Source organism: Acinetobacter sp. 16 (assembly GCF_033439925.1).
Lineage (GTDB): Bacteria > Pseudomonadota > Gammaproteobacteria > Pseudomonadales > Moraxellaceae > Acinetobacter > Acinetobacter junii.
Genome location: NZ_CP137746.1, coordinates 633,207 through 653,926 on the forward strand (window position 1 = coordinate 633,207; position 20,720 = coordinate 653,926).

At 38.7% G+C, this 20,720-nt stretch carries 18 protein-coding genes; 13 read left to right on the top strand and 5 right to left on the bottom strand.

Features of this window, described 5'->3' with window-relative positions:
• The first annotated feature begins 294 nt into the window (after positions 1-294).
• The gene (locus R2H34_RS03020) at positions 295-2,358 is read left to right on the top strand and encodes a putative bifunctional diguanylate cyclase/phosphodiesterase (RefSeq protein WP_004960906.1); all 2,064 of its coding nucleotides are present in this window, start codon (positions 295-297) and stop codon (positions 2,356-2,358) included.
• Between the two features lie 74 nt (positions 2,359-2,432).
• Here R2H34_RS03020 and R2H34_RS03025 read toward each other — a convergent pair whose 3' ends face one another.
• Complete coding sequence (locus tag R2H34_RS03025; protein ID WP_004960904.1) at positions 2,433-3,581, bottom strand: alpha/beta fold hydrolase; 1,149 nt, start codon at positions 3,579-3,581, stop codon at positions 2,433-2,435.
• Positions 3,582-3,841: 260 nt separating this feature from the next.
• On the opposite strand from R2H34_RS03025, the gene arsC reads away from it, so the two are divergent.
• The 5 genes from arsC to arsH are packed head-to-tail and all read left to right on the top strand — an operon-like array spanning position 3,842 to position 6,863.
• Positions 3,842-4,276, top strand: coding sequence for an arsenate reductase (glutaredoxin) (arsC, locus tag R2H34_RS03030; RefSeq protein ID WP_020899787.1), 435 nt, complete (start codon positions 3,842-3,844; stop codon positions 4,274-4,276).
• 27 nt (positions 4,277-4,303) lie between these two features.
• Positions 4,304-4,624: a metalloregulator ArsR/SmtB family transcription factor gene (locus R2H34_RS03035; protein ID WP_004955595.1), complete on the top strand. Its 321-nt coding sequence runs from the start codon at positions 4,304-4,306 to the stop codon at positions 4,622-4,624.
• Positions 4,625-4,631: 7 nt separating this feature from the next.
• The gene (locus R2H34_RS03040) at positions 4,632-5,105 is read left to right on the top strand and encodes an arsenate reductase ArsC (protein WP_004955597.1); all 474 of its coding nucleotides are present in this window, start codon (positions 4,632-4,634) and stop codon (positions 5,103-5,105) included.
• Positions 5,106-5,112: 7 nt separating this feature from the next.
• Positions 5,113-6,153, top strand: coding sequence for an ACR3 family arsenite efflux transporter (gene arsB, locus R2H34_RS03045; protein WP_004906576.1), 1,041 nt, complete (start codon positions 5,113-5,115; stop codon positions 6,151-6,153).
• A gap of 5 nt (positions 6,154-6,158) precedes the next feature.
• On the top strand, positions 6,159-6,863 hold the full coding sequence (arsH, locus tag R2H34_RS03050; protein ID WP_005403676.1) for an arsenical resistance protein ArsH: 705 nt from the start codon (positions 6,159-6,161) through the stop codon (positions 6,861-6,863).
• A 104-nt stretch (positions 6,864-6,967) separates the two neighbouring features.
• On the opposite strand, the gene R2H34_RS03055 is transcribed toward arsH, so the two are convergent.
• Together R2H34_RS03055 and R2H34_RS03060 are read right to left on the bottom strand one after the other, a co-directional pair.
• Complete coding sequence (locus tag R2H34_RS03055) at positions 6,968-8,497, bottom strand: hypothetical protein (protein WP_412176806.1); 1,530 nt, start codon at positions 8,495-8,497, stop codon at positions 6,968-6,970.
• 191 nt (positions 8,498-8,688) lie between these two features.
• On the bottom strand, positions 8,689-9,075 hold the full coding sequence (locus R2H34_RS03060) for a carboxymuconolactone decarboxylase family protein (protein ID WP_125272183.1): 387 nt from the start codon (positions 9,073-9,075) through the stop codon (positions 8,689-8,691).
• Between the two features lie 346 nt (positions 9,076-9,421).
• Between R2H34_RS03060 and R2H34_RS03065 the strand changes: the two genes are divergently transcribed.
• From R2H34_RS03065 to R2H34_RS03095, 7 genes are all read left to right on the top strand, one after another.
• Positions 9,422-11,014, top strand: coding sequence for a peptide chain release factor 3 (locus tag R2H34_RS03065; protein ID WP_004906585.1), 1,593 nt, complete (start codon positions 9,422-9,424; stop codon positions 11,012-11,014).
• Positions 11,015-11,133: 119 nt separating this feature from the next.
• Complete coding sequence (locus R2H34_RS03070) at positions 11,134-11,961, top strand: hypothetical protein (protein WP_318342413.1); 828 nt, start codon at positions 11,134-11,136, stop codon at positions 11,959-11,961.
• A gap of 120 nt (positions 11,962-12,081) precedes the next feature.
• Positions 12,082-12,990, top strand: coding sequence for an RsiV family protein (locus R2H34_RS03075; protein ID WP_039047726.1), 909 nt, complete (start codon positions 12,082-12,084; stop codon positions 12,988-12,990).
• The gene (locus tag R2H34_RS03080; protein WP_039047727.1) at positions 12,990-13,805 is read left to right on the top strand and encodes a TatD family hydrolase; all 816 of its coding nucleotides are present in this window, start codon (positions 12,990-12,992) and stop codon (positions 13,803-13,805) included. Before R2H34_RS03075 ends, R2H34_RS03080 begins: the two co-directional genes overlap by 1 nt.
• A 124-nt stretch (positions 13,806-13,929) precedes the next feature.
• Positions 13,930-16,686, top strand: a complete 2,757-nt coding sequence (acnA, locus tag R2H34_RS03085; RefSeq protein ID WP_042892160.1) for an aconitate hydratase AcnA — start codon at positions 13,930-13,932, stop codon at positions 16,684-16,686.
• A 108-nt stretch (positions 16,687-16,794) separates the two neighbouring features.
• Positions 16,795-17,982 carry an MFS transporter gene (locus tag R2H34_RS03090; RefSeq protein WP_042892159.1) on the top strand — a complete coding sequence of 396 codons (1,188 nt, stop codon included), beginning with the start codon at positions 16,795-16,797 and terminating at the stop codon, positions 17,980-17,982.
• A gap of 60 nt (positions 17,983-18,042) precedes the next feature.
• Positions 18,043-18,864 carry a ThiF family adenylyltransferase gene (locus R2H34_RS03095; protein WP_004960873.1) on the top strand — a complete coding sequence of 274 codons (822 nt, stop codon included), beginning with the start codon at positions 18,043-18,045 and terminating at the stop codon, positions 18,862-18,864.
• Between the two features lie 14 nt (positions 18,865-18,878).
• Here R2H34_RS03095 and R2H34_RS03100 read toward each other — a convergent pair whose 3' ends face one another.
• Together R2H34_RS03100 and dusA are read right to left on the bottom strand one after the other, a co-directional pair.
• Positions 18,879-19,358, bottom strand: a complete 480-nt coding sequence (locus R2H34_RS03100) for a CHAP domain-containing protein (protein WP_004960871.1) — start codon at positions 19,356-19,358, stop codon at positions 18,879-18,881.
• Between the two features lie 259 nt (positions 19,359-19,617).
• A complete protein-coding gene (dusA, locus tag R2H34_RS03105) occupies positions 19,618-20,634 on the bottom strand; it encodes a tRNA dihydrouridine(20/20a) synthase DusA (protein ID WP_412176807.1) in 1,017 nt (338 codons plus the stop codon).
• Positions 20,635-20,720: the final 86 nt, after the last annotated feature.

Here is a 20,720-nt window from a genome sequence, read left to right on the forward strand (position 1 = left end):
TATCTTATAATCAAAAAATTAACATCAAAATATTTAGTTCAAATTTAATCTGAAATATGGTTTGAAAATTGCAGTAAAAAAGCAAGAATTTTCATTGGTTTGAAATGAATATGTGTTTTTATTCTATTGATTTTAAAAGCGAAAAAGACTTGAACTTATGCCAGATGATGTTATTGTTAAGGAAAGATTATGAATGCGAAATTTATATCTTTTTTGAGTGTGAAGGATCGTTCGGATTTTGAGCAATTTGCTCAGAAAATAAAAAAAAGTACTGAATAAGCATGGAAGTCCTTTATGGTACACGTTGATTACGATAGTACATTGGTCATCGTTTCCATTCTGGTTGCTATAGCAACTTGCTACGCAGCAGTTTCGATGGAAGAACTTGTTTTCAAACCTGCTTATAAAAAATTTGAAAAAAGTATTTTGATTGCAAGTGGTCTAATCTTAGGATTAGCGATATGGGCAATGCATTTTGTGGGAATGCTGGCTAGCCATTTGCCAGAAGGTTATCACTTTGATCTTAGTTTGACTGCATTGTCTTATTTAGTTGGTGCAGTGGCTTCTATATTTGCTGTGTGGTTAACAACTCGACCTACATTACCTTTACCGCGATTGGTTTTAGGTGCTGTGTTTATGGGCTTAGGCATTTCAGGAATGCACTACACGGGAATGCTTGCACTCTCATTTACCGATCATCAACTACACTATGATCCACTTTTGGTCATTAGTTCGATCTTGATTGCAATTTTGGGTTCTGCATTAAGTTTTTGGTTTATTTTTAAATATAAGACAGCGACTACCCATCGTACAGTTTTGAAACTGACTATCGCTTTATTGATGGCATTTAGTATTGTGGGAATGCATTATACTGGAATGGCTGCTACCTTATTTGATGAACGGGTAGCGATGATCTTAAGTGCTGCTCAAACTGACCAAAGTGTGCTGTTATTTACGATTATTTTTATTACGAGTTTAGTCTTTGTTGCTGGTTTCGCCGTTGCAGTTTTAGAAGCGAGACTAGAGGAGCGCAACCAACAATTAACAAAAATCAATCGCGAGTTAGCCAACCAATCTTCACATGATTCCTTAACTAAACTGCCAAATCGCTTATCTTTAACAGATTATGCTGAAGTAATTTTTAGTCATCATCGTTTAAAAGAACAAAAAGCTGCATTTTTATATATTGATTTAGATCGCTTTAAGTCTGTTAATGATGCTTTTGGACACCATATTGGTGATCAGTTATTAATCCAAATGGCTAATCGATTACATCAGAAACTCGGCCAAAATCAAAAGCTGTTTAGAATTGGTGGTGATGAGTTTGTTTTAATCTCAGAGCATACTGATGCAAATGAGGCGATAGAGTTAGCAGAGAAAGTTCTACATGCCATTCAAGAAAGTTATTCAATTGCAAATAAAGAGATAAATATTTCAGCCAGTTTGGGCATTGCGATTTATCCTGAGCACGGTACGAATGTTCAAGATCTTTTGATCAATGCAGATGTTGCGATGTTGGCATCTAAAGATCAAGGACGTAATACCTTTACTATTTTCCATTCTGCAAGTGATCAACAAGATGTGCGTAGTCAATCCAAATTAATTAATGATCTTTATAAAGCTGTTGATGAACAACAGTTTATCTTATTTTATCAACCGAAATTTACGGTCAATTATGAAATTTGTGGAGTAGAGGCTCTGATTCGTTGGAAGCATCCAACTTTGGGATTGTTAACTCCGCAAATGTTTATAGAGGGAGCTGAGAAGACAGGTTTGATCATTCCAATGGGATATTGGGCACTTGAGCAAGCTTGCCAACAGATCCAAAAATGGGAACAGAGTAATAGTCCTTTTTATCCGATCGCAGTCAATCTTTCGGCTTTGCAATTTGAAAATAAAAAACTGTTTTGTGTATTAGAAAAGCTCTTAGATAAATATCAAATTCAACCTGAACATCTCATTTTAGAAATCACAGAATCAACTGCGATACATCATATCGAATCGAGTATTCGTACCTTAGAGCGATTGAGAAAGTTAGGGATTCGAATTGCAATTGATGATTTTGGTACAGGTTATTCGAGTTTTCTTTATTTAAAAGATTTACCAATCGATGAGCTTAAAATTGACCGCGGTTTTTTAATTGATTTACAGCCTAATTCGAAAGAAGAAGCAATCTTAGAAAGTATTATTCACTTGGCTGCGAAACTGGAATTGGTAGTGACTGCAGAAGGGGTTGAAACGCAGGAGCAAGCGGATATTTTGACACATCTTGGATGCAATCAATTGCAGGGATATCTGTTAGGTCGTCCTGTGAATGTTGAGAATCTAGTATTAAACCGAACTCATAACTTTGCTTAAACGACTGCGTTAAGCAGATTTGATGAGTTGACAAACATTGAGCATAGACTCAATATTTGACAATCTTATTTGCTTTATTCAGAGCGTGGAATGAGCCAGTTGGTAATGACAGGCCAAACATGTAGAGGTGCTTGGCTTCCTGAAACCAACCCCATATGTCCTACTGAAACAATCTCGAATTGCTTATCTTGACTGCTGATTAAATCCATTAATGGTTTGACCGCTTCAGCTGTGACGATAATATCAGTATCACCGCCAATCGCTAAAACTGAACAATCGATATCTTTAAAATAAGCGGTTTGCTCACCAAATTGAACCACACCAGTCGAAAGTTCGTTATCGATCCAAAAGCGCAAAATGATATCGCGCATTACACCCCCAGGATAGGCGAGCATATTGTCAACAAACGAACTTGAAGTTGCGTGATTAATGACAAACTGTCGATCATTCAAATTTTTCAGTAATTGCCAATAATTTTTAAAATTACCCACGGGATCTGTGAGCTTAAATCCGAGCGTATTTTGCCAACCGTGAATATGAAAATAGCGGCTAGGAATTTGACGGATTCGGAAATTGGTATTCGTTCGCACCCATTGCGCTGGTGTGTTTAACTTTTGATAGAGCTTACCAATATAACCTGATTGATGGGTATTAATCGGTGATGCCAAAATCATTAAATTCTTAATATTTTTATCTTTAAATAATGACGTGTAGCAAAGAGAGATCGCTCCACCTAGGCTCCAGCCATATAATGATAGTTGTTGTTGTCCGCTATGTTCACGAATTTTGTTGATAAAGTCGGGCATAAAGATTTTGATATAGGTGCCGAAATTGTATTTGGCTTGTCTACGGCTTGGTGTGCCCCAGTCAATCATATACACATCAAAACCTTGGCTTTGAAGATAACGAATTAGACTACGATCAGGAAACAAATCGAACACTAAGGTATTGGCTGCTAATGGGGGAATAATGACGAGAGGGACACGGTGTTTATTTTCACCTGTTTCTACATCTGCCTTGTAAAACCGTAAACTAATAATTTCACGTTCATAAACGACTTCAAAAGGTGTCTTTCCTGACAATGCCAGTTGATGTCCTCTCAAGAAACGATCCGCCGCATTTGAAAAAACTTGTGCAGCTTGTTTACCCGCACGCGTTTTTAAGATGGATTGGGCTGTTTTAGAGTTAACAAAGGTATCTTTAACTTTAGGCAATTGAGTCATCGTGCAAGAACTCTACGGTTGCAACTGTGTAGCGGCATATTAGAAGAAAAAAAGCATTTGCTCACTGACTCATCTGCTTAACTTATTTTTGAAAATGATCAATTTCGAATATTGCATGGTCGTAAATTGCTCAAAATACTTATTTAGGCAGTTGGGGCGTATACGTAAGTGAGCTTATCAATCTTAATATATGGTATTGCGTATATATGAATATTCATATATAAAGTCACTATCATTAATTCAAAATGTTTTTACTCATTATGTCTACTCAACAACAAATTACGATTTATCACAATCCTGCATGTGGGACATCTCGAAATACACTCGGATTAATTCGCAATACAGGTATTGAACCTATCGTGATTGAATATTTACTGAATCCTCCTTCAAAATCTGAACTTATTCAATTGATTAGTGATGCTGGTTTGTCTGTAAGGGCTGCGATCCGTACGAATGTTGATCCTTATCGTGAACTTGATTTGGATCGTGAAACTTGGACAGATCATGAATTAATCGAATTCATGCTTGAACATCCTATTTTAATTAATCGTCCTTTTGTTGTGACGAGTCAGGGTACTCGTTTATGCAGACCATCGGAGTTGGTACTGGATATTTTACCAGTTGCACAACAAGGTGCTTTTTCCAAAGAGGATGGTGAACAGGTGATTGATGAAAATGGTCAGCGTGTTAATTAAATAATAATTCAGTATTTGAGGTTGGAAATGGATCGAGTGAATTTCTTTAAGTGTTTGTCTGATGAAACACGTCTCAGTATTGTCACTTTGGTGGCGGAAAATAAAGAACTATGTGTTTGTGATTTGACTGAAAAATTAAACTTGAGCCAACCAAAAATTTCGAGACATTTAGCCTTATTAAGGTCATCTGGCTTACTACAAGATCGAAGACAAAGTCAGTGGGTGTATTACAGCATCAATCCAGAACTGCCGATATGGTGCCATGATATTTTGGCTCTTTTAGTCAACGGTTCATCATCAACTAGTCAGGATTTATCGTCTTTATCTCTAAAAAGTTATTGTGAGTAATTTGAATATGAAATTTCTATTTTTATGTACTGGAAATAGTTGCCGTAGCATTTTGTCAGAGGTGTTATTTAATCATCGTGCACCAGCAGGTTGGAAAGCATATAGTGCAGGAAGTAAGCCATCTGGCCAAGTTCATCCTTTGACGATCGAGACTTTAGAAAACTTAAATCTATCAACTGAGGGTTTGTGGAGCAAAACGATTGATGACTGTGAACAATATCAACCTGATGTGGTAATTACCGTATGTGATTCTGCAGCACAAGAAGCTTGTCCTCTTTATTTAGGCGGAGCGATCAAAGCACATTGGGGTTTAGCAGATCCATCGCATTTAGACTTGCCGAAAGAAGAAAAATTAAAAGCATTCCAAGTGACTGTTGATCATATCAATCGCCGTTTAGATGCTTTATTTGCAATGGATACTGAAAGTATGACTCGTCCAGAGTTAATTGCTGCGATCAATAAAATTTCTGAGATTGAATGAGAACATCATGGCTCAACAAAGGTTATCTTTTCTAGATCGTAATCTTACGCTTTGGATTTTTATTGCCATGGCACTAGGAATAGCCATCGGTGTATTTATCCCTCAGGCTTCAGTAACGCTCGATAAAATGAGTGTCGACTCGGTCAATATTCCTATCGCGATTGGTTTGATTTTGATGATGTATCCACCTTTGGCAAAAGTGGATTATGCTGCTTTACCAGAAGTGTTCAAAGATAAAAAAACTTTAACTTTATCTTTGGTGCAAAACTGGTTGATTGCTCCAGTATTAATGTTTGTACTCGCAATTGTGTTTTTACATAATTATCCTGAATACATGACTGGACTGATTTTGATCGGTTTAGCACGTTGCATTGCAATGGTTTTAGTTTGGAATGGTTTAGCCTGTGGTGATAACCAATATGTAGCAGCACTTGTTGCATTTAATAGTATCTTCCAAATTCTATTCTTCAGTACTTATGCGTGGTTATTTCTAACTTTCTTGCCACCGTATTTTGGCATTGCAGGACAAGTCATTAATGTCGACTTCTGGACCATTACGCATGCGGTATTGGTTTATCTTGGGATTCCATTTTTTCTTGGTTTTATGACACGATTGATTCTCGTCCGAGCTAAAGGCTTAGATTGGTATCAAACTGTTTTTTTACCAAAAATTAGTCCTTTGAGTCTGCTTGCTTTACTTTTCACAATTGTCGCGATGTTTAGTTTGAAAGGTAGTGATGTTGTCAGCTTACCTTTGGATGTAATCCGTATTGCAATTCCTCTGACGATTTACTTTGTGGTGATGTTCTTCATTAGTTTCTTTATGAGCAAATGGATGGGCAATGACTATCCTAAAACCACTGCAATTTCGTTTACTGCAGCAGGCAACAATTTTGAATTGGCGTTAGCTGTCGCTATTGCAACATTTGGATTAGCTTCGCCAGTGGCATTCACTACAGTGATCGGCCCTTTGGTTGAAGTTCCTGTATTGATTGCTTTAGTTAGTGTGTCCTTGTGGTTAAGAAAAAAGTATTTTAAATCGGTGTAATGGTGATGAGTCTTCCAAATATTGATATGAGTCTGCTTGATCAGCCTACTTTAGAGAAAGTACAGGCAAAAGCGTTAGACCATGCTCCAAGAGTTTTATTGTTGTATGGTTCTAATCGTGAACGTTCTTACAGTCGCTTAGCTGTGATGGAAGCAGGGAGAATCTTAGAGCAATTTGGTGCTGAGGTTAAAATTTTTCATCCTAAAGGATTGCCTCTGCCAGAAGATGCAGATACTGAACATCCGAAAGTGAAAGAGCTACATGAATTATTGGCTTGGGCTGAAGGTATGGTTTGGTGTTCACCTGAACGTCACGGTTCGATGAGTTCAATCTTTAAGTCACAAATTGATTGGATTCCTCTCGCGGGCGGTGCGATTCGTGCAACGCAAGGTAAAACACTTGCTCTGATGCAGGTCAGTGGTGGATCACAGTCATTTAACAGTGTAAATCAAATGCGCATACTTGGTCGTTGGATGCGGATGATTACCATACCGAACCAATCTTCTATTCCAAAAGCATTTTTAGAGTTTGAAGAAGATGGGCGTATGAAACCTTCTGCATATTACGATCGAATTGTTGATGTGATGGAAGAGCTTTATAAATTTACACTTCTTACACGAGGACAAAGCAAGTATTTGACAGATCGTTATTCTGAACGCAAAGAATCTGCTGAAGAGTTGTCTAAACGTGTGAACCAAAGAAGTTTGTAAAATAAACTTTACTCGATGTTTGTGATGTGATGAATTTTTAAAACGAACTGCTCATTTCAATTGAGCGGTTCGTTTTTTTTAAATTTAATGCATTCGTTTATGAGTTAAAACTTTTCTCTCATCCAACCATAAGCTGCTGCAAATGGTAATGCTGTTCTAGCAAGATATGGAACGTGCCATAAACCACCGTGATTAGCATTTTCCATGATGAGATCAAGTGGATGATCCAGTACTTTTTTAGGATTGGTTGCACTTTCTGGATTGTTTAAATCATGAACCCATAAGGCGGCCATAATTGCATTGGTGGTTTCAGGGCTAAAAGTCTCAACTTTAAATAGATCAGCACCAGAAAAAGCAGCTTTGAGGATTGGATTCTTTACGACAGAGTGAGTTGTAGTGGATGGAGCAATATTAATTACCGTTTTCTGACCACGAGCGCGTGTAGTAATCGCAAACCATTGCTGTAATCTTTTTGCCAAGGCATAGTTAGGTCCTTGTTCAATCACCATACAATCTGAAATACCATATTGCTGACCATTATCACATTCAATCAACTGATTAAAATTCGGCTTAAAAAAGCTAGACAACGAAATTTTGTGAATAGACTTAGTCAGAATTTTTTCGGCTACAGGACGCTGTTTTATACGAGATTGAATGGAATTCACCACTTTTTTTGGAATCGCATAAATATCGGTTGGGGTCAGCATAAACATAATACTGCTATCAGGTTTATGTTGGCTCACTTGCTCCATGATACTAATCATTGCCATAGAAACACGCACATGTTTTTCGCCATCTAAATAGGCGATCCCTGCTAAATCTAAGCTTTGTTCAAAGCTATTTAACCAATTGGCAATTTCTGGAGTTTGAGTGAGTAAATTCGCCCCGAGTTGTTGTGTTCCATTTGCGTTCGTGTGTTGTGGAGCGATAAGCGTTGCATTACCTTGTTCTATGACCTTAGTAATTTTTTCCCAAATTTTGGGTTGGGGTAAATCAATAGCAACAATATTGGCGCGCCATTTTGCTAACCAACTTAATGGTCCAGCTTCAGAGCCTGCGCCAAACAACACCATGGTGCGATTAGATAAATCAAACCATTCAGGATGTTGATTGAGTAAGCGTAGAGCTTTGGCATGCGTTGGCTCAATGACCTTTTGCTGCTCCCAAAGATCGATTTGTTGTAGTAAAGCGTCACCTTGTAATTTCTGACCTTGATAAGGGATAAACCACGGTTCTATCGTCGCATCGCCTTTACCTTTCAAGACAAACTGCTCAAAGGGTTGATCCTTAATCTTGATCATTGCATCAGACAAAGTATGACTTTGTTCTGCTCGATTGAAAGTGAGTAACTCTTTGGCTTTGTCTAATCCTTTCTGAGCGATGGGAAGGGGATTATTGACAGATTCAATACCCGTTTTAACTAATTCATGGAAATAAATTGGATAATTTTTTCTCCAGTTCTTCTCATTATTTAGTTGTAAAACATAAGGGGAATTTACACTTTGTAGTGCGGCTTTTAGAATTTGTTTTGCTGTGTGAGTGGTGCTCGGAGTTTTTTTTCCTGATTGAATTGGAAATTGTATACCATCATGATGGGGTTCTATTTTCTTGCTCAATGTTGTACTCCATTTCATCTAAAATATTCGGCATCATTTCGAACATGTTAATAAGTTCAGACCCTAAAGATGATGGCAAAAAGTTTATTAATGAAATTGGAGGCGTATTTGATTGATATTGGACGTAATTTAGTGGGATTTAGGATATAAAAATGCCGAATCTAGGTTGTTCGGCATTCTTTTTAGAGCGAGATTAAATGATATGAATCTTAAGTGTTAGATTGATATTCATTGATCACTTCGAGCGCAGCACGAAATGCCTCTTGCGTCGCTGGAGCGCCACAGTATGGAAGGCTATGCAATAAGACTTCTTGTATCTCTTCAATACTCGCCCCATTGTTTAAAGCACCACGAATATGACCTTTTAGCTCAGTTGGGCTTTTGAGTGCAGTTAAAAATGCAATGGTGACCAATGAGCGATATTTACGTGGCAATACACCTTCACGTTGCCAAGTTGATCCCCAAGCATGTTCATTAATCCAATCTTGGAGTGGTTGAGTAAAAGGAACAGTGTTGTCTTGAGCACGTTTGACAAAGCTTTCACCCATAACTTCAGTGCGAACTTTTAGTCCATTTTCATAATCTTGTTGTGACATGTTTTGACTCGTATAGAGATAAGAAATTATTGCAGTTATCCATAAATATGCACGTATAGTAACCAGTTTTATATCAATCTTAAAATAGCCCATTTTGAATTGAGTTGTTCTCACTCAATGTTTAAGGGAATTAATATTGAACTTGATTCGTTAATGGAAATACTGTTGAGAAGTTTTTATGTCTCAAAAACAATCGAACTTGTGGATAAAACAAGACCTATCAACAATCAATAAACAAGTCTTCTAAATCTGCTACAATTGCGCCAATTTTGAATTCTCACTTTTTCAGTTAAGGTACATATTAAGCAATGTGTACATAACTGTGTACATATTGAAGATTTTTCTCATGAGTTTTAAAGATGAATTAGCGGCACAAGTTGCCCAACGACGCACATTTGCGATCATTTCCCACCCCGATGCGGGTAAGACCACCATGACTGAGAAACTGTTGTTATGGGGTAAAGCCATTCAGGTTGCGGGTATGGTAAAAAGCCGTAAGTCAGACCGTTCAGCGACATCTGACTGGATGGAAATGGAAAAAGAGCGTGGAATCTCGATTACCACGTCTGTGATGCAGTTCCCTTATAAAAACCATACGATTAACCTACTGGATACACCAGGACACGAAGACTTCTCGGAAGATACATATCGTACTTTGACTGCAGTTGACTCAGCACTCATGGTGATCGATGGTGCGAAAGGTGTCGAAGAACGAACCATTAAATTGATGGAAGTGTGTCGTATGCGCGATACACCGATTATTTCATTTGTGAACAAAATGGACCGCGAAATCCGCGAGCCGTTAGAGTTACTGGATGAAATTGAAAATGTCCTCAATATCCGTTGTGTACCAATTACATGGCCTTTAGGTATGGGACGTGACTTTGCTGGAGTTTACAATTTGCTTGAAAACAAATTGTATGTCTATAAAGCTGGTTTCGGTTCAACCATTACGGACATTGAGGTACGTGATGGTTATGATCATGCAGACATTCGTGAGAAAGTTGGTGAGTTGGCATGGGCTTCTTTCGAGGAATCACTCGAATTGGTTCAAATGGCAAATGAGCCGCTGGATCGTGAATTATTCTTACAAGGTAAACAAACGCCAGTACTTTTTGGTACGGCATTAGGTAACTTTGCTGTTGATCATGTACTTGATGCATTTATTAATTGGGCACCAGAACCTAAAGCGCATCCAACTCAAGAGCGAACTGTAGATGCCAACGAAGAAGGATTTACAGGCTTTGTATTTAAAATCCAAGCCAATATGGATCCGAAACACCGTGACCGTATTGCCTTTATGCGTATTTGTTCAGGTAAGTATGAAAAAGGTTTAAAAATGAATCATGTGCGTATAGGTAAAGATGTACGTATTAGTGATGCATTAACCTTCCTTGCAGGTGAGCGCGAACATCTTGAAGAAGCTTGGCCTGGTGATATTATCGGTTTGCATAACCACGGTACCATCCAGATCGGTGATACCTTTACCAGCGGTGAAAAACTTCATTTCACGGGTATTCCGCACTTTGCACCAGAAATGTTCCGCCGTGTTCGTTTACGTGATCCTTTAAAATCTAAGCAATTGCAGAAAGGTTTGAAAGAGTTGTCTGAAGAAGGGGCGACTCAGGTGTTCATGCCACAAATCAGTAATGATCTGATTGTTGGTGCAGTTGGGGTGCTACAGTTTGATGTGGTCGCATACCGATTGAAAGAAGAATATAAAGTTGACTGTATTTATGAGCCTGTAAGTGTTCATACCGTGCGTTGGATTCATTGTGATGATGAAAAGATTCTCAATGAATTTAAGAAAAAAGCGCATGATCAATTGTCAGTAGATGGTGGTGGTCATTTAACTTATCTTGCACCAAGCCGTGTTAATTTACAGTTAATGCAAGAGCGTTGGCCTGATATCCAGTTCCGTAACACACGTGAACACTAAAAGCCTTTTTAAGTCCCTCTTTAGATAAGAGGGACTTTGTCACAAGTCTTATAGATTTGAGTTTGTGATACTTCTCTCTTTAAAAAGGGAGGAATTAAAAAAATAAAGGGATGAAAGATATGAATATTTTAAAACCATTTCTTGGCGCTAGTTTGATTGTTAGTGTGATGGCTTTAACGGCATGTGATCAACCCAAAAAGAATGAAGCTGGATCAGCAGACAAGACTGAACAACAAACTACAAATTTAGAAAAAGCAGAAGTTTTACCTTATTTGAATATGAAGGAAGCAATGGCTGAGTATGCATTGCCTTTTTGTGAAAAGAAGAATTGTATTGATCTCGATATTCAAACGATAAAAACGCAAGATGAATGGCTAAATACATGGATTGCAAAAAATCAAGCCAACGTCATCCAGCAACAAATTGAACAAAATCAGAGTTTGACATTGCAGCAGGCGATTAATGCCTATGTTAAAAAGTCAGATGAGTGGCAGGAAAAATATTCTAAAAATAAAGCCTATGAATTGCGCATGAATACGCGTATTGCTTCACAACGTAATCAGTATGTACTGTTACAGATTGGTGTAGATACTAAACAAGAAGATATTGCGGTCAAAGATCGTTATTACTTTTTTGTCGCTGATCGTAAGTTGCAGAAGAATTTAACCGTCTTCGATGTGATTCAAAAAAATCAGCAAAATGCGATGAATGAGATCGTTCAAACTCATTATCAAAAATGGATTGAAAAGCAGTCTGACGAAGTTAAAAAACAAATCCCTAAAAAATTATATTGGGGTCAATCAGATTGGTTCTTTGATGGCGAGGGGATTGGTTTGCATTACCGAGCGAATCAAATCAGTAAAGATGCGCCACAACTTGATATTTATTTAACGACAGAACAAAGTAAACAGATGTTACAGCCTGAAATATATCAGCAAATGTTTTAGCAGTTGTTAAATACTCAGCACTGATTTTCGTATAGAAATTGCATGTACTTATGGCGAATTTGGCATAAGTTCGATAGCATTTAAATTCTCTTGTGTCATAACAATGCTTGTAGGTTTTAGATGAAAAAAGTTTTTCAATATAGCATTCTTGCATGTGCTGTTTTACTTGCAGCATGTCAACCAAAATCAGAACCTAAAGAGCCAGAAGATAAGCCACAAGATCCAGTTGTGAATCAGACCTCAGAGCCTGTTCTACGTGGTGAAACGGTAAAACTAGCGGTGACTTTGCCTGAATGTAACGGCAACACATGTCCAGATTTTACGGTTGAACGCCTGCAAAGTAATTTTCCATTTATAGACCAATTACTTGATCAAGAAATTTTAGATCAACTCAGTAAAATGTTAGAAATCGTTGATGCAGATCAGGCTTCATCTACAGCGCAAGGCAGTGAGCAAACCAATCATTTAGATGTTCAAGCTCAGCATTATGCAAATGCTTTTATTAAAATCGATGAAGAATTGAAAGCATTAAGTAGTAGCCATCAAATTAGTTTGATGATTAAACCTAAGATTTTGCAGTCCAAAGGCACATTGGCAACTGTAGTTTTGAACAGTAGTAGTTACTTGGGTGGTGCACATGGTTCTACGGCTCAACGTTACTATAATTTTGATTTGAAAAACCAAAAACAAGTTCAGCTCAATGATTTGCTTTTACCTAAGCAAAAAGCAAAACTTGATAAGCTTGCACATGAAGCGTTTAAAACATGGGTGATTGATTCAAAACTTGCCAATACAGCTGATGAATATGAACAGGCATGGCCATTCCAAGTAACAGACAATTACTTTTTGGGTGAGCAAGGTTTGATCTTGCAATATGGAGAATATGAAATTGGTCCTTATGTGGTCGGGCTGCCACGTTTGGTGATTCCTTTTGATCAATTACAGGGTGTATTGAAACCTGAGTATTTGCCAAAAGTTGAGACGCCAGCGGCTTCTACTGTCGTCGCAACTGACAAAAGTACGTCTTAATGCAACTTTTCGATACTCATACCCATTTTGATGTTGCCGATTTTGATCATGATCGGCAACAACTGGCTATTCAGGCAAAGCAGGTTGGGGTCGAAGCTTTAGTACTAATTGGTTTTATTGAATCTCGGTTTGATGAACTTATTCAAACTCACCAACAATTAAAAGCGTGGGAAAATGTTCCGCAATCCTATTTAGCACCAGGCTTACATCCATTTTATATTGAACAGCATCAGTCATCCCATCTACAACGACTCGAACAGGTCTTACAACAATATGACTGTGTTGCAGTCGGGGAAATTGGTTTAGATACTTTTTTAAAAGAACATAAACAACCTGAATTGTTTGCCAAACAACAACACTATTTTAATGCTCAACTAGAGTTGGCAACTTACTATCAAAAACCAGTGTTATTGCATATCCGCAAAGCTCACGCGGAAAGCCTAGCTATTTTAAAAGCACAAAAATTCAAATTTGGTGGTATAGCCCATGCTTTTAGTGGTGGCGTTGAGGAAGCTAAAGCGCTGATCAAACTCGGTTTTAAAATTGGTATAACTGGGCAAATTACTAATCCGAACGCAAAAAAATTACATCAAGTTGTGCAGGTGATAGGTGCTGAACATTTGGTGATTGAAACTGATTGTCCAGATATGACACCGCTATGCTGTCAGACCTCTACAGAACAGCGTACTCGAAACACACCTATGAATTTGCCTTATGTGTTAGAGAGTTTGGCACAAAAGCTTGGACTATCGACAGAAACACTGGCACAACAATTGTGGAAAAACTCTTTGGTCGCTCTACATCTGGATTTTTAGAAGAATAAGAAAGCATTCCCAATAATAAGATAACTAAAAGGGAACATAAGCATTTTAAAACAAGGGTACATTAAATAGACAACTTGATAATAATCAAACTCGCCAATGCTGGGAGGGTAACCTAATGGCCAGATATAGCAAAATCAATAGTTTTAATGCATTAAAAACCTTAACTGTCGCTTCCAAATCTTATCAAATTTTTAGTTTGTCTAATGCCGCTCAAACGCTTGGTAATATCGATAGATTACCGAAATCCCTCAAGGTTTTACTGGAGAATTTATTGCGATTTGAAGATCAAAAAAGTGTAAAAGTGGAGCATATACAAGCTCTAGTAGATTGGCAAAAAACGAAATCTTCAGAGCAAGAAATTCAATATCGTCCAGCGCGTGTACTGATGCAAGATTTTACAGGCGTACCTGCTGTAGTTGACTTAGCCGCGATGCGAGCTGCAATGGCACAAGCAGGCGGTGATCCAAATCGAATTAATCCTTTATCTCCTGTGGATTTGGTAATTGACCACTCCGTGATGGTCGATCATTTTGCAGATGAAAATGCCTTTGCGGAAAATGTTGAAATCGAGATGCAGCGTAACGGTGAGCGTTATCAATTCCTCCGTTGGGGGCAATCTGCATTTAACAATTTCAGCGTCGTCCCACCAGGTACAGGTATCTGTCACCAAGTCAATTTGGAGTATTTGGCTCAAGCGGTTTGGTTAGGTGACGATGACGGTGAGATATTTGCCTTTCCTGATACCTTGGTTGGAACAGACTCTCATACCACGATGATTAATGGCTTAGGTGTTTTGGGATGGGGTGTAGGTGGTATTGAGGCTGAAGCTGCAATGTTAGGACAACCCGTGTCAATGTTAATTCCAGAAGTGATTGGATTTAAATTGACTGGCAAGCTAAATGAAGGAATCACTGCTACAGATTTAGTGCTGACCATTACTCAAATGTTGCGTCAAAAGGGCGTCGTTGGAAAGTTTGTCGAATTTTATGGAGATGGTCTAGCTGATTTACCTTTAGCTGACCGAGCGACGATTGCCAATATGGCACCTGAATATGGTGCAACTTGTGGTTTCTTTCCAGTAGACGAGGTCACACTCGGATATTTGGCACTGACAGGTCGTCAACAAGATCGTATTGACTTGGTTGAAGCTTATAGCAAAGAACAAGGTTTATGGAGAAATGCAGGTGATGAACCGATTTTTACAGATACATTGAGTCTCGATATGAGTACGGTGCAAGCGAGTTTGGCGGGTCCTAAACGACCTCAAGATCGAGTTTTACTTTCAGATGTTCCAAAAACCTTTAATGCGCTGATGGAACTCACGTTAAAGCCTGCTAAAGAAGCGAAAGAAAACTTAGAAAATGAAGGTGGTGGTGGAACTGCGGTTGCAGCTAAACAAGCCAATCTCCCTCATGACAGTCCAACTTGCACATTGGAAGGTCAAAGCTTTCAGTTAAATCATGGTGATGTCGTGATTTCTGCAATTACTTCTTGTACCAATACATCCAATCCAAGCGTGATGCTTGCCGCAGGTTTATTAGCAAAGAAAGCTGTAGAGAAAGGCTTACAGCGTAAACCATGGGTAAAAAGCTCACTTGCTCCTGGTTCTAAAGTGGTCACAGATTACTTAGCTGCGGCTGGTTTGACGCCGTATTTGGATCAGCTTGGCTATAATCTAGTGGGTTATGGCTGCACCACATGTATTGGGAACTCTGGGCCATTGCCTGAAGCTGTTGAGGAGGCCATTCAATGTCAGGATTTAAATGTCGCTTCTGTGCTTTCTGGTAATCGAAATTTTGAAGGGCGGGTACATCCTTTAGTCAAAACCAATTGGCTTGCATCACCACCTTTGGTTGTTGCTTATGGTTTAGCAGGAAATATCCGTACTGATCTCACCACTCAACCGATTGGGCAAGGTAACAATGGCGAAGATATTTACTTAAAAGACATTTGGCCAAGTCAGGCAGAAATTGATCAGGTGCTGCAAAAAGTAAACACTGACATGTTCCATAAAGAATATGCGGCGGTATTTGATGGAGATGAAACATGGCAGGCGATTCAAATTCCACAAAGTCAAACCTATGCATGGCAAAGTGACTCGACTTATATTCGCCATCCACCATTCTTCGAAACGATTAGCCAAGCTCCACCAAAAATTACCAATATTGAGCAAGCACGGATTTTGGCTGTACTTGGCGATTCGGTGACGACTGATCACATATCACCAGCGGGGAATATTAAAAAAGACAGTCCAGCTGGACGCTATTTGCAAGAGCAGGGCGTAGATGCAAAAGACTTTAACTCTTATGGTTCACGACGCGGTAATCATGAAGTGATGATGCGAGGTACGTTTGCCAATATCCGTATCAAAAATGAAATGCTCGGTGGTGAGGAAGGAGGAAATACGATTTATATCCCAAGCAATGAGAAATTGGCAATTTATGATGCATCGATGCGTTATCAGCAGGATAAAACGCCATTAGTGATTATTGCAGGTAAAGAGTACGGTACAGGTTCATCTCGTGATTGGGCTGCAAAAGGAACTAATCTTCTTGGGATTAAAGCGGTGATAGCCGAAAGTTTTGAGCGTATCCATCGTTCGAATTTAGTTGGTATGGGGGTGTTGCCGTTACAGTTTGTTGATGGGCAGACTCGTCAAACTCTACATCTAACAGGACGTGAAGTAATTTCTATTCATGGTTTATCTGATGATATTCAACCCCATCAAACTTTAGATGTGAGTGTGATGCGCGAAGATGGTCGCCAAGACCAATTTAAAGTGTTATGTCGTATTGATACCTTAAATGAAGTGGAGTATTTCAAAGCAGGTGGTATTTTGCATTACGTGCTTCGAAATTTAATTGCTGCTTAATTTCAAATGGATTATGAATCAATAAAAAGATGAAAATTAGATTTTCATCTTTTTATTTGAGTTTGAATGTTTTAGCAGTATGGTATCTGAGTTAAATCTCATGGAACGATGGGATTGAATCAGTTACCTAAATATGTGTATTACCTACTCATTGCACAAGCATTCAATCTAATTGCCGCAGTATTGTCGGTTACGGTTTCTGCTATCGTCGGTTTAAAGCTTGCACCTACGCAGGCTTTAGCGACAGTTCATTATGGTTTGCAATTTTTGGCGATGCTATTAACAACCTTTATTTTTTCATTTCTGATGAAACGATGGGGGCGCCATGTAGTATTTCAGTTTGGTGTACTCTGCTTATTTGCCGCTGGTTTTTTGGGATATCAAGCCTTATTAAAACAAGATTTTTGGTTGCTGTGTCTTACACATTTTTCGCTTGGGCTTTTTCTATCTACAGCGAGTTTTTATCGTTTCGCAGCATCTGATCGTTTGTCATCTGAATTAATCCCCAAAGCGACTGCATTGGTGATTTCAGGTGGTGTAGTGGCAGCTGTAATCGCACCTGTATTAGCCATTCAATTTCAGAAAGTGAAGGGATTGCCAGATTTCACAGCAATTTATTTGATCTTCTGCGGATTGGCTTTGTTGTTATCGCCGATTTTGTATATATGGCATTCAAAACACAAATTACAACAAACTCCACAGCCAAAGGTTGAATCGCTGAATCGAGTAAAAATGTCAAAGCATCTGGTTGTTGCTGCGATTATTAGTGGAGCACTTGCATACTATATTATGAATGTGATGATGATTATGTCGTCTTTGCATTTAAAAGAGCATCACTCTTTTCATTACGCATCAATTTCAATTCAGTTGCATGTTTTGGCAATGTTTGTCCCATCATTCTTTGTGTCAAAGCTAATTCAACGTTGGGGAACCCATACGATTATTTATACGGGTTTTATTTTATTAATGTTGTCTGCATTTATACCGATGATGGGACAAGCAGGTATCTTTATTAATATCGCTTTGATTGTTTTAGGTGTGGGATGGAACTTTGCTTATTCTGGTGCTTCGACATTATTGGCTGGATTGGAAGAACAACAAAAGCATCGTGTTCAAGGAATCAATGAAACGGTGATTGCATTATTCGCCACTTTAGGTGCTTTTTTACCTGCACCAATCCTCACTAGTCTGGGATGGAATAATGCAAATTTATTGGCGCTTTCACTCACCTTTGTTGTGCTTTTAGTCTTGATTGGTTTGAGTCGTCGACAGCATGCACAAGTATCATCAATGTAGCCTAAATTTGGATAAACACGCTAAAATAGCTGCTTAACTCTTAGCTGTAGAATTTTTACGATGACTGATCTCCAAAATGATGAATATGACCGCCGTTTCGCTGGTGTGGCTAAAATTTATGGAGAAAGTTCATTTAGTCATTATGAAACTAGTCATATCATGGTGATTGGTATAGGTGGTGTAGGCAGTTGGGCAGTGGAAGCTCTCGCTCGTTCAGGAATTGGTGAGCTAACTTTAGTGGATATGGATGTCGTTGCTGCATCAAATATCAATCGTCAATTGCCTGCGATGACTTCTACTTTAGGACAAGAAAAAATTGAAGTCATGGCAGAGCGTTGCAGACAGATCAATCCACGTATTAAAGTGAATGTAATTGATGACTATTTGACACCTGAGAATGTCAAAGAAGTTCTAGATCCCGTTCCTGATATCATTTTAGATTGTATTGATGATGTCAAAGCCAAGCTGGCGTTAATGCTACATTGTCGTTTTAACAAGATTCCGTTAATCGTGTCTGGTGGAGCTGGTGGTAAGCTTGATCCACTTAAAATACGCGTTGCAGACTTATCGAAAACAGAACAAGATCCAATGCTTGCTAAGTTACGTGCTCAACTTCGTTCAAAAGGTATTTGCAAAAAGCCAAAAGAAAAATTTGGAATAACTTGCGTCTATTCTATTGACAATCCGTTTTCAAGTGCTGATGTCTGTCCTACGTCACTCGGGCAGAGCCCTCATCTTGCGCCTGGACAAAGCGGTGCTTTGTTTAATCCAGGCTCAGGACTGCGCTGTGGCGGTTATGGTTCGGCGGTTGTAGTAACATCGAGTTTTGCAATGGTTGCTGTGGCTGAAGTACTGAAAAAACTCGATAAGACGAGGGCTTAGGAAAGCCCTAAAATTTAAACTTGCGGGTATTGCGGTGCTAAACGGTAATAGCTATAAGTCACGTTAGGGTCTTTATAAACATCATAACTGGTTTGCTTGAAGTCTGAGACCCATTGTGAACCTGTAAAGCCTGCAATATGTCCATAACGATGTTTTTTAGTGCGATGGATAATATAGATATCGCCAGGTTGCGGGTTGTTAAACTCTGGTTTGATTTTTTGATAGCCAATTTGTTGAAGAGTACGTCCCCAATCCGATGCTGCTACAGGATGCTGAACAATTTTAGCTCCTGCGGATTGCAATGCAATTCTAACGAATTTAGCACATTGAGATGAACTTCGATAAGATGCTCGTTTGGTGAGCTTTTGAGAAAATTTGTCGACATCAATTGTGTGTATTAATGCTGGTTTTGGCATTTCTCGATAAGGGATGACCAACTGTTGTGCAGGTGGGTGCATCATGCTGTGGTCAACTGAGGGAACATCATAAATCATTGTAAATCTCTACCGCATTTTCAAAACAACTGAACGTGTGCCAGAATCTGTACGCGGCACATAGTAAGCGATAAATCTCAAAAAGACTAAAATGTAATGTAATAATATAACAATTTAAGCTGTTGATAATGAACTTACGAAAAAAACTTAATGAAGATTTTCTTAATTTTAAGTGGTTTATAAAAGCGAAAATTTAAATTTTAATATTTGTAAAATGATGTTTCTTAATGTGATGAAGTTGGCGTTTTTTGAGCATCAATCAAACTTGATGCTCTCGAAGATAATCTTCAGTCCTTTGCATTGCTGCTTGAATATTTTGAATCGCATTTTCGATATCAGTTATGGTCTTTGCATTACCACCACTGAGAGATTGGCGCCACTTACGCGCACCAGGAAGATTTTGAAATAATCCTAAAATATGGCGAGTGATAATAGAAAGTGGAGCACCTTCAGCAACACGTTGATGAATATAAGGCATCATTTGTTGCATGATGTCAAAACGATCGGGTGCATCCAAATTCCAAAGTTGTCCCAACTCAGCCAGTAAATAAGGGTTGTGATATGCCTCGCGACCAATCATTACACCATCAACATGTTGTAAGTGTTGTTTGGTTTCTTCAAAAGTTTTGATGCCACCATTGATTTCAATAGTGAGGTGCGGGCGTTCTAGCTTGAGACGATACACGTCCTCGTAACGCAGAGGCGGAACTTCACGATTTTCTTTGGGTGACAAACCTTGCAAGATCGCAATGCGTGCATGCACGATAAAATGTGTACATCCTGTAGCTGCTACAGTATCGACGAAGTGCAGCATTTCTTCATAAGACTGCATATCATCAATTCCAATACGATGTTTTACCGTGACAGGAATTGAGACGGCTTTTTGCATACTGTGAATGCATTCTGCAACTAGATTTGGTTCTGCCATTAGACAGGCACCAATTTTATTATTTTGAACACGATCACTCGGACAGCCGACATTTAGATTGACTTCGTTATATCCCCAATCTTCAGCCATTTTAGTGCAAGTTGCTAGCTCCTGTGGATTTGAACCACCCAGCTGTAACACGATTGGGTGTTCTTGCTGATTAAAATCCAAATGACGATTTGCACCGCCATAAATAATTGCACCTGTAGTCACCATCTCAGTGTAAAGCACTACATTTGGATTAAATAAACGAGCAAAGAAACGATAATCTTTTGTTGTCCAATCCATCATCGGGGCAACACTGATTCTCGGAGATTGAGTGTTTTCAATGTTTCTGTTAATAGTCATTAAAAATCATACCTTTAATCTATATTCTGCAACCTGCGAGAATCTGTTTGAACCTGTGTTTAGATGGGTGAATCCGTTTGCATTTA

Bases quoted from the DNA above. Each gene is read 5' to 3' on its own strand.
- R2H34_RS03020 (WP_004960906.1), top strand. From the start codon at position 295: ATGGTACACGTTGATTACGATAGTACATTGGTCATCGTTTCCATTCTG.
- R2H34_RS03025 (WP_004960904.1), bottom strand. From the start codon at position 3,581: ATGACTCAATTGCCTAAAGTTAAAGATACCTTTGTTAACTCTAAAACA.
- arsC (WP_020899787.1), top strand. From the start codon at position 3,842: ATGTCTACTCAACAACAAATTACGATTTATCACAATCCTGCATGTGGG.
- R2H34_RS03035 (WP_004955595.1), top strand. From the start codon at position 4,304: ATGGATCGAGTGAATTTCTTTAAGTGTTTGTCTGATGAAACACGTCTC.
- R2H34_RS03040 (WP_004955597.1), top strand. From the start codon at position 4,632: ATGAAATTTCTATTTTTATGTACTGGAAATAGTTGCCGTAGCATTTTG.
- arsB (WP_004906576.1), top strand. From the start codon at position 5,113: ATGGCTCAACAAAGGTTATCTTTTCTAGATCGTAATCTTACGCTTTGG.
- arsH (WP_005403676.1), top strand. From the start codon at position 6,159: ATGAGTCTTCCAAATATTGATATGAGTCTGCTTGATCAGCCTACTTTA.
- R2H34_RS03055 (WP_412176806.1), bottom strand. From the start codon at position 8,497: ATGAAATGGAGTACAACATTGAGCAAGAAAATAGAACCCCATCATGAT.
- R2H34_RS03060 (WP_125272183.1), bottom strand. From the start codon at position 9,075: ATGTCACAACAAGATTATGAAAATGGACTAAAAGTTCGCACTGAAGTT.
- R2H34_RS03065 (WP_004906585.1), top strand. From the start codon at position 9,422: ATGAGTTTTAAAGATGAATTAGCGGCACAAGTTGCCCAACGACGCACA.
- R2H34_RS03070 (WP_318342413.1), top strand. From the start codon at position 11,134: ATGAATATTTTAAAACCATTTCTTGGCGCTAGTTTGATTGTTAGTGTG.
- R2H34_RS03075 (WP_039047726.1), top strand. From the start codon at position 12,082: ATGAAAAAAGTTTTTCAATATAGCATTCTTGCATGTGCTGTTTTACTT.
- R2H34_RS03080 (WP_039047727.1), top strand. From the start codon at position 12,990: ATGCAACTTTTCGATACTCATACCCATTTTGATGTTGCCGATTTTGAT.
- acnA (WP_042892160.1), top strand. From the start codon at position 13,930: ATGGCCAGATATAGCAAAATCAATAGTTTTAATGCATTAAAAACCTTA.
- R2H34_RS03090 (WP_042892159.1), top strand. From the start codon at position 16,795: ATGGGATTGAATCAGTTACCTAAATATGTGTATTACCTACTCATTGCA.
- R2H34_RS03095 (WP_004960873.1), top strand. From the start codon at position 18,043: ATGACTGATCTCCAAAATGATGAATATGACCGCCGTTTCGCTGGTGTG.
- R2H34_RS03100 (WP_004960871.1), bottom strand. From the start codon at position 19,358: ATGATTTATGATGTTCCCTCAGTTGACCACAGCATGATGCACCCACCT.
- dusA (WP_412176807.1), bottom strand. From the start codon at position 20,634: ATGACTATTAACAGAAACATTGAAAACACTCAATCTCCGAGAATCAGT.